Origin of the sequence: Acinetobacter sp. Gutcm_16, from assembly GCF_028649355.1 — a bacterium.
Lineage (GTDB): Bacteria > Pseudomonadota > Gammaproteobacteria > Pseudomonadales > Moraxellaceae > Acinetobacter > Acinetobacter johnsonii.
This window is the reverse complement of record NZ_JAQSUV010000034.1, coordinates 46,367-55,824: the sequence shown is the minus strand read 5'-3', so window position 1 is coordinate 55,824 and position 9,458 is coordinate 46,367. Positions and strand designations below refer to the sequence as shown.

The 9,458-nt window shown below is 35.0% G+C and carries 5 protein-coding genes and 2 pseudogenes; 3 read left to right on the top strand and 4 right to left on the bottom strand.

The genetic code is table 11. From position 1 onward, the window contains the following. Positions 1 to 52 precede the first annotated feature (52 nt). The 3 genes from PTT44_RS12395 to PTT44_RS12385 all read right to left on the bottom strand — a co-directional run bounded on the left by PTT44_RS12395 (position 53) and on the right by PTT44_RS12385 (position 6,191). On the bottom strand, positions 53 to 985 hold the full coding sequence (locus tag PTT44_RS12395) for an IS5-like element ISAha1 family transposase (protein WP_195728735.1): 933 nt from the start codon (positions 983 to 985) through the stop codon (positions 53 to 55). A 371-nt stretch (positions 986 to 1,356) separates the two neighbouring features. Beyond that, positions 1,357 to 3,975, bottom strand: coding sequence for a DUF2357 domain-containing protein (locus tag PTT44_RS12390; RefSeq protein ID WP_168159813.1), 2,619 nt, complete (start codon positions 3,973 to 3,975; stop codon positions 1,357 to 1,359). After that, positions 3,975 to 6,191, bottom strand: a complete 2,217-nt coding sequence (locus tag PTT44_RS12385) for an McrB family protein (RefSeq protein WP_168159814.1) — start codon at positions 6,189 to 6,191, stop codon at positions 3,975 to 3,977. Before PTT44_RS12385 ends, PTT44_RS12390 begins: the two co-directional genes overlap by 1 nt. Positions 6,192 to 7,056: 865 nt before the next feature. Between PTT44_RS12385 and PTT44_RS16595 the strand changes: the two are divergent. The 3 genes and pseudogenes from PTT44_RS16595 to PTT44_RS12370 form a co-directional block, all read left to right on the top strand. Next, a pseudogene (locus tag PTT44_RS16595) lies at positions 7,057 to 7,407 on the top strand (PAAR domain-containing protein); the annotation flags it as partial. A gap of 531 nt (positions 7,408 to 7,938) precedes the next feature. Beyond that, complete coding sequence (locus PTT44_RS12375) at positions 7,939 to 8,496, top strand: hypothetical protein (protein WP_252726160.1); 558 nt, start codon at positions 7,939 to 7,941, stop codon at positions 8,494 to 8,496. Then, positions 8,493 to 8,924 (top strand): hypothetical protein, encoded by a 432-nt coding sequence (locus PTT44_RS12370; protein ID WP_168159815.1) that lies wholly within the window; start codon positions 8,493 to 8,495, stop codon positions 8,922 to 8,924. Before PTT44_RS12375 ends, PTT44_RS12370 begins: the two co-directional genes overlap by 4 nt. A gap of 181 nt (positions 8,925 to 9,105) precedes the next feature. Here the strand turns inward: PTT44_RS12370 and PTT44_RS12365 are convergent. Then, a pseudogene (locus PTT44_RS12365) lies at positions 9,106 to 9,421 on the bottom strand (MFS transporter); the annotation flags it as partial. Positions 9,422 to 9,458: the final 37 nt, after the last annotated feature.

Sequence of the window (9,458 nt, the reverse complement as noted above, 5' to 3'; positions counted from 1 at the left end):
GGCTTTGTTGCACAAACATTCAAAAGCTAAACTTCTTCCAAGTTATCTAAATTTAAGTGGCAACTTGGGTGTGAGGTCGACCTAAATCTGTAAATTTATTTAATACGGCCACACGTGCATGAATCTCATTGACTTGGCTTTGAAAGTTTCTCGCACGGAGTTTATCGCCTAATAATTTGATGCAATGCATCTTGGTTTCTATCAGACTTCTGCGATGATAGCCTGACCAATTTTTCCATATTGTTCTTCCTAAACGTTTAACTGTTCGAAGTAATTCATTTCGCTCTAGCGAGCTGGTCTTTGTATCTTTCCAAGGTTTCGCATTTTTTCTTGGCGGAATCACCGCATGTGCTTGTCGGTCTGCAATTACTTGACGGCATTGCTTGGTGTCATAAGCCCCATCAGTATAGACAGAGTCAATCTGCTCATCTTGTGGAATCTGATCGAGTAAATCACCAAGCACTTGTGAATCACTCACATTATTTGTAGTGAGTTGAATAGCGCGTATTTGAAGGGTTTCAGCATCTATACCAATATGAAGTTTACGCCATTGGCGACGATATTCAGGTTGGTGTTTCTTACGCTTCCATTCACCTTCGCCTAGAAACTTTAAGCCAGTAGAATCGACGAGTAGCTGGAGGCCATTACTGCTTTTTTGATAGTTAATTGCAATATCAATATGCTTTTGTCTTCTGCAGATGGTGGAATAGTCTGGTGCTGTCCAATCTAATCTACAAAGATGAATGAGACTTTGCACAAAGCCAGTGACCATGCGTAAAGAAAGATGAAATAAGGATTTGATCATTAAACAGCATTGGATGGCTGTATCTGAATAAGTTTGATTTCGACCATGTTTACCTTTGGGTTGAGCGTACCATTGAGTCTTGGGATCAAACCAAATTGAGAGATTTCCTCGATTTATTAATGCACTGTTATAAGAAGACCAATTGGTTGTACGATAGATTTTAGGTGTGGGCTTATTCATTTGAGAATTATATTGTGGAGTAAGCCTTTAGAGATAGGTTTGTGCAACAAAGCCGGGCTGGGATCAAAGTTTAGATGAGCATCAAATAACTGTATCGTTACTTATCACTAGGCTTGGTATCTTTTAAAATGAACTACTAAGTTCGTTAGGTTCATGAATGATGATTCTTTTAAGTAAATAATTTATAGAAATAAAATATTGAAAATTATAGATAAATTTAAAATATTATTTATGAACTAGACTTTAGATAAACATAATTTAAATAGATAAATAGTTGAATTTAATTCATAAATACTGATATAGGATGGATTTTATCATATATCAGTACAAGTTAAAAAATATAAATTGTAAAAAAGAGATTGATAAGAAATTTACCATCCTCCCCAACTACCGCATTCTGGACATTTTATATTAAAAATTTCTATTGCACGCGCAGAATGATACGACCAGTAAAGTCCGTTTTTAATGATTCGACTTTGATGATTTCGACTCGAACAATGGTTGTATACTTGCATCTGTTCGCATTCCGAGCACGTCATCCATACAGATCGTTGAGTTTTAGTTCTCTGAACATTGTCCTTGTCATACCAGACCGTATTCTTTTCAATCTTCACTAAATTATTAGATCCACAACGAATGCACATTGGTACTGCTAAGGTTTTATCACTACCATAACGATGCATATCACTATCTAATTTATATTGAAGAAACATGCCCAGTAAACGCTGAAGCTCATCACTATATAACCTATCATCTATTGGGTTTAAATATATCGCACCCCTGTCGTGTGCGTAGTACTCACCATTACCCTGGTAGTCCACTTCACCCAAATAACTATACTTGCCCCAATCTTGAGCTGTAACACGCTTATCAATTACGTTATTGCAAGGATGTATCAAAAAGACTGGATTTTGGCCGTCTTCACTGTAATTTTTACCTTCATAAAGCTCGTTAATTTTAGCTATTAAACCACCATCTCTCACAAATGTAGCTTTATCATAAAATTTTGAGTCCATTATAAATTTTTTATGATGAGCTCGACTATTGTTCAGATCATCTTCTTCAAACCAGGTAAGATCCAAAGTAAAATCTGGCTTCTTCTTGTTTGGTAGTCTCTTTTCATACCATAAAGTTATGTTCCTCTTACCATTATCATTAACCAGATCAATGGAAATATCACTACTATTACTTTTAATGGCATTAATAACGCTGTATTTCCAATCATCTTGCGGAACGAATCGGAATACATTTTTAAGCACCATAATAATTTGAATTAATGACCATCTCTCATAGAGCAATGGCATGTTAACCAATCCAATCTCATCAATCTTCTCAAGGCTAATCAAAAGGTTTTCATCCTGTAGATTCATAGCTTTTCGAAGGTTTTTATAATTATTATGAATTGCCTGATAATTAGGGTTTTGTACAAACGTCATTGAGTTTGGGAAAAGCGAAGAAGGCTTCACACCCATATCTTTGAGTTGATTAATTATAGTTTTCAGCACTCTTAGCTTTGGCTCTGATTTCTCATACACCTGTATTGAAAGCATCTGTTGATACTCGTAATAAGCTATACGGTTTCTTAAAGCGCTCTTTTCTTTTTCTTGCTCTCTAAGCTCTTTATCGGTTAGTTTTCGAATCCAATTTCTTTCGCTAAGCTCTATACCAATATCTATTTCTTTTTCATAAAGAGTTACCGCATATTCCATTTTTTTAGAATTAATAAAAGTAACTGAATGAATATCATCAAAGTGAAGATTTACAAATTTTTCATGTCTATTGGTATGATATTCACAATCAAATTCAAGCTCCATGCCCGTTTCAATAACTTTTAATAAGCCTTCAAACTCACCACCCAATGCCAAAACATAATATCGATCAACAGGCTTCTTATATCTATCATTGCTCCAGATTTGAAAAAAGAACCCATCACCTCTATGGGTCGCACCCTCAATTTTGATTCTTAATTTTTCAGATAAAGGTTCATCACTAAGCGGGATTTTATAATGAGCAACTAGAGTATCAATGTGACTTTGCCAGTATTCTTTTTTGCCTCGTTGACCGATTCTTCTCAAATCAGCAACCACTAAATCCCGATCAACTTTTGAATGGTCTTTCAAAGCATCGTGCTGGGCTCGTAATTTTTCGGCTTGAAGCTTAAATCGCTCCATCTTATTGCCTGCAAGTATCACAATCTGCTTAATAATTCGATAGCAACGTTCTAATGCAAATAATACATATCTATTTTCAGGAACGTTGTATGACGACTCTGTAGCGCGACTTGTTAAGTACTTCTGGTTAGCTTTCGTTGAAATCTCCATGAAAGTACGATTAACAGGCCTCACCTCTTTTCTAGGCTTCAAAGATTGAATTTCGCGAAGCTCAACTTTTGGATTTATTAATACCTTATGAGCGTGAGCAACCAAGCTCTCAATACACTTAATCGCTTCCTCACCAATACCTTCAATTTGACCGCCTTTGGCTTTACCCTGAACAACACTTGATTCATCTAAAATAAGCTCCCAAAGATCATTTTTGAAAACTTTCAAATACCGCTCAAGTTGCTCAAGCGTAAAATCCGAACCATTAATCAAAACTTTACATATTTTTCCTTGAAGCACTAAACGAACCGTTCCAGCTATATTTGGCGCAATACTTGACCAATGGTTAAGATCTTCAACCCAACGTTCTTTTAAAAACCACCACTCCAAGCCCGTTTCAGGATCCTTAATCGAAGATAAATATTTCTTCTCACCGTTTGGTAATTCCACATAGGGTTTATCTGAGGTTTGATTTAAAAACCTAACCGCCAACACACCTCGTTTTACCCCTTCAACTTTGGGATAAATCGTAGTTTCAACCTGATGAATACCAAGATGCTCATTATATTCAACACTAAGCGGTACCAGAGATTCCGTCACTTTTGTGAGAATGTCCTGGTTATACCACTTGAGCTCTAAATATTTAATTTCGAAATATAGATCCATCATTACGACCAGAAATTCACAATCCCATCATTCGCCTTAGCATCACTAACTACATTTTCGAGAGTATGTACTGATGAAAAAATATCACTATAAGTCTCGTGATTTGGCAGAAGTTGCTTAAGTCGCTCCACAAAAACGCGCTCCACCAGCTCAAACTTTGTTTGAGCACCAATTTGCTTATTCCCATCAAAGGTAAACTTAGGTAGCACCTTGTGTAATAAGAAATTATTGACAGCGATCTCATCATCATCATTCACATCTTTAAGTAAATTCAGATAATTCAACCCCTGACGTATTGTTCTCATACCAAACTCAATACCCAGCTTATGGAAGAACTCCTTGTTGAGACTAATGAAAAGTTCGCAGAACGGGTCCTTAGGATCAAACTTAGGATAATTCGCTCTATAACCTAGAGACTGAATGTCAAATATTAGAGGTTTACTAACATCATCAAAGCCATAATCCACAACCTCTTCAAGAATTTCATTCCAATCTGATAATAGAGGTGACTCAAATCGCATTATATGAGCCCTATCTAAGATTTTAGGTGATAAGTAGTGCGTAGTTTCATCAATATTAATTGCGCCAATGATATGAACGTTTGCAGGCATTTTTATGCTTGATGGCATAGTCATTACCGCCGACAGCATTCGACGAATTTCACTATGATATTTAATGAGTGAATCTTTATCGCTAAATCCAAAGGCCAACCTCAACTGTGAATTGAGCTGCTCATCTTTTAATAACTCAATGAAATTTACAACGCCGTGTTCACTGTATTTATCTTTTGTCGATTGAATAACATCTACAACAGCTTTCAACTCTGATAAAACATGTGCTGATTCACTCTCAGCATAAAGAGAAATTTCGGGTTCATCATCGCGTGTCTCTAGAAGCGATAGAAAATCAGCAAAGTAATATTCAACACGCGCAAGATTCATCTCATCTAGACAGATAAAATATGGGATTTCTGGATTTTGCTGAGCTTCAATTAAAGCCTCCAGAAACGGAGTGGCTAAGTACTTTTTTTCTAGCGGGTTATAGTAACCAAGTAGATCCTCAGAACTTGTCCAGTTTGGTTTTACTGGAATAATAATCGACTTACCACCTACAACCTTGGCAAAAGATTTAACCAGATTGGTTTTACCTGAACCTGAGTCGCCAGCCAAAATAATCAAATCTTTTGTTCTTAGTAGCGTCAAATAATTTTCAACGACATGACGTGGATACATATACTCCATGTCTACTAAATGCGCATGGATGTAAGATACCGCTTTCTGAAAATCACCATTTAGATCTTCATTAAATGACAAACCATCAACACGCTCAATAAGGGGCTTGGATTGATTTAAAAACAGATCAATATCATCCTCATCAACAAACTCAAAAGTTTTCAAAAAGTGTGCTTTGTCAGCTACATAACTTTTTAGTCTTTGGATTTTATTGTTCATTTCAGCCTCTATTTGATCGAATCTTCTGGTCAGACTCTTAATTTCATTTAATCTAAGTTGCTTATCCTGAGATAACTTTTCATTTACTAATTCAAGCTTCACTTTTTGAGCATTTAATTCATCAAGTAGATTCTTTACCTTTTCTCGCTGCTCTTTCGTCAGTTCAAGTTCAGCTAATCCTTTTTCATTTAATTGCTGAAACTCAGTTTCCCTTGCAGATATTTGAGTCTCGATTTCACTTTGCTTTTGTTTGACCTCTTTATCTATGTCCCCCATCGCTTTTTCATGATAAAAGTCATAGATCGCTTTCGAGATAAATTGACTGCGTTCAGCATTCAAGCTCGGATTTATCAAAATTTCATGTGGAATCTCTTTAGGCAGGTAAAGTAGGTTCTCACCTGAGCCTTTTTTGAGAGTTAACTCAAAGGGATTATCATGTTTGATTCTTTCTGATTCAGGAGAAAGTTCAACCTCACAACGGACATAACATCTTTTGCGTTTATCGCCCAATCGCACAGCATCTTTGGGTGAAACAAAGATCTTACAGTTCCCTCGATCAAGTCCTTTTAACGGATAGTACAGTCGCTCACCAGTTAAGACTGAATGAGGCTCTAAAATAAACCCGTATGTTGACTCTCCTAAAGGTGGCAACTCAGCCCAAATTTCAATTTTCTCGTCTTGAACTCCCCAAGATTCGGCTAATAACGCCAGGATTTTATCTTCAGATAATCCTTTCAGCTCTTCTTTGGTATAAATCTTTTCATTCATAAATTATCTTTTAAAAGAATGGTTAAAAAATAGATTTCACAATTTCTGATTCAAAACTATTTTTTATTCAATAAATCAACTAATCCTAGTCATAAGCTTATTTTAATATATAAATTAAATATTTATACCTTATTGCTTCAATATTAGCTCTTATAATAGACACATGGAGTATGAATTTGACTTAGAAAAAGTAAATCTTTAATTTTTTTGTGTTAGGTTCATGAACCTAAAAAAAATTAAATACAAGAATAAAATTTATAATAAATTGATTTTAATTACATTTTAAGTTTTTAAAAAATATGAAGTGGACTTTAGGTGAATATAAGTTAAATAGCATATCCAAGACTGTAGCCTACGCAACCTCAGTTGGTGCTACAGCTCGACATCGTGAATCTCAGTAAAATTATATTCACGATGCCGAGTACGCTAATGAACATAATATACGTTATGCCGAAATCTCAAGCTATCTCATGCGATGGATATGGTGGTCCAATTTGATAAACAGTAATTTCAGTTGATCTATTTCTTTATGAATGTCTGTATAACTCCGTATTCATAGCTTAAAGAATTTTCGGATAACTCTGGAAACCTGAATGTGACAATATAAAACACAAACCAGTCTCATTGCCTATTTTTACTAAATATCTTTTCTAGATTAGCTCTTTCTTCACACTTCCAACCTCATCTAAATAATTGACTAAAAATAAATAGTCTGGCTCATTACAAATTTTTTAGGAAAAAATGTTCGATTAGTTAATTTTCTACCTTAGTTATTGTGTGAGAAACATGCACAATAAAAACTATACAGTTCTGTATACCCCTCTTTGTTATCATTCGGCCCAATTCATGACAATAACAAGGAATAATATGGCGACCCCCCTATATAACTATAGGCTGCCCAACATCTGGTGGTGGCAAAGTCATTTCTGGGAATAACAGGTTTCTAATTGATGGTATCCCTGTTGCTTGCGTTGGTGACAAGGCCACATGTCCGACACATAAAGTTCTTGCAACCATTGTGTCTGGCGACCCATACATGCAAATTTTTGGTAAAGCTGCAGCACGAGTGAACGACTCACTTTCATGTGGCTGCAAATTACTTCCACAACAAAATCTAGTTGTTCAGGATAATGGTGGCGGTGCAGGTAGTAATAGTCTTTTGAAAAATACCCAACAATCTACTCAAGAAAATTTTGTTGAAAAGAAAGATTTTGAGATTGAACTAGTTGATTTAAAAGTTACACCTTTTATTCCCCTTGGTGTCTCTACTCCTGAAGGTAAACCATCAAATAAAGAACATTCATTTTTCATAAAAATAAAAAAAGGAATATGTAATGCTATAAGTCTAGAAGTTGAGCAAGATGGAACTTTTGTAGAGGTAAAGAAAATACAAAAAGCTTTTTCTCCTAGTCAGCAGGTTTCACTTACTTGGGATGGTTTTATTAATGATTTTTATAATAGTAAATTTATGACAAAACCATCAGGAGTTAAATTTAAAGTTAAAGGCTATTCAAGTGGCTCAGTCCAATGTACACATGAAAAAATATTTAAGTTTAAGTATTTTAATAAAGACTGGATGGATGTTGTTATTAATCGAAAAACAAAACATATCTTAATTGATTTACGTGTTAATTTTTCCGATGGAGGAGCTGCTGGACTGTTTAATAGTCAGTCGGTCCCTACTACACAAATTTAATTATATAAAACAAATCCTTATACAAGACAAACAAAATCATTTGACCAACTTTTGCAACTAGCATTTAATGGTATCAATTATTATTGGAGTAGAAATCATACGCATCCGACTGGAAAAAATATAAACATTAATGGAGATAAATATGAGGTTTTTGTAAAAGCAAAGCTATTGAAAGCTCAAGCCATGCCTGAAATGAAACTTACATTTGTAACTAATGTGAACCCAAATGATCCGATGTTCCGTAGTTCTAATTGGGCACTTTCCCGAAAAACTGCTTATATAACAGGATATTTAAAATTTGATCGTAGCTGGGGTTTTTATTCATACGATTATTCAGATAAAAAATTTAAAGAAACAATAGCTCATGAAACAGGGCATGCAATTGTTGAAACATATGCTGGTTTTAATGAGTCAGTTACGAATCATGGCTCATCAAGATACGATCAAAATCCAAAATCAGGTACAACATATCCTCGCACAGGGGAAATAGATTTAATGAAATATGCCGAAGAAAAGCTAAGTTCAATACCAAATTGGAATACCCGAATGGTTGCGAATGAAAAAGATACTATGGGATTGTTATTTATTTCAGGAATTTCTAAACAATGAAAAATTATATTTCTTTTGTCTGTATGGTTTTATCTGTACTAGCCCTGCCAGCTTGTACTAAAAATACCTTATATTTTACTCCTGAAGTAACTGGTTATATTTATGACAGTAAAACTCATAAACCATTGAGTAATCAAACTGGAAATATGGGTTTTAATGGTCGAACTGATAGTGATAATGCCAAAATTAATTTGAAGTCGGATGGTAGCTTTACCATTCCTGCTGTTACAGCAACGTATTACTTTATAAGACCTGATGTAAAGCAATACACTAATTTCCCTTCAGAAATTTTTATAAGTTTTAAGAATTATCAACCTAAAATTATTGATTATTCAGAGAAATATAATCGACAAGTTTCAGAAGATAAGTCTAGTTTTAGTCATTATAAAAAAATTGATTTAGGTGAAATTTATTTAGATCGAGAATAATTTTTTTATTCAGTCACATAGCCCAATCTTAAAAAGCCCTTCTTAGGGGCTTTTTTATTTCACTTACTCTCTGCCTTAATGCCATCTCAACAGCACAATTGCAAAGTTAGAAATATGCGTCTGAGTCTAAACTAACGCAAGCCTTCTTTTAGGAATAAGATTTTTAGATTTACATGTTAAAAGCGAGTAAAGAAATAATCCAAAAGATACCTCGCCAACGAAACATACTGCTTAACCAAGTACCTAAAGGCCCTCCAAGACATAAGGCAATAGGCTGTTCTACTCCAACTATGGCTAGCGCTCGACCCTGTAAGTTGGCAGATATCATGCTTCGAGCATATCCTGCGAGCACTCCCCAAGTAATTCCCGCCGACATCCCCACAATGAAACGAGCAACTAGCACAACAATATAGCTGGAAGATAACGCAGTTGGTATTGAAGATTAATAAGCCACTTATTGCCAGTAAAAATAGAGGTCTTCTTAACCAACTGCGAGTAGTTTAGCTGCAACGACAGGAATAAAAGAATATTCCT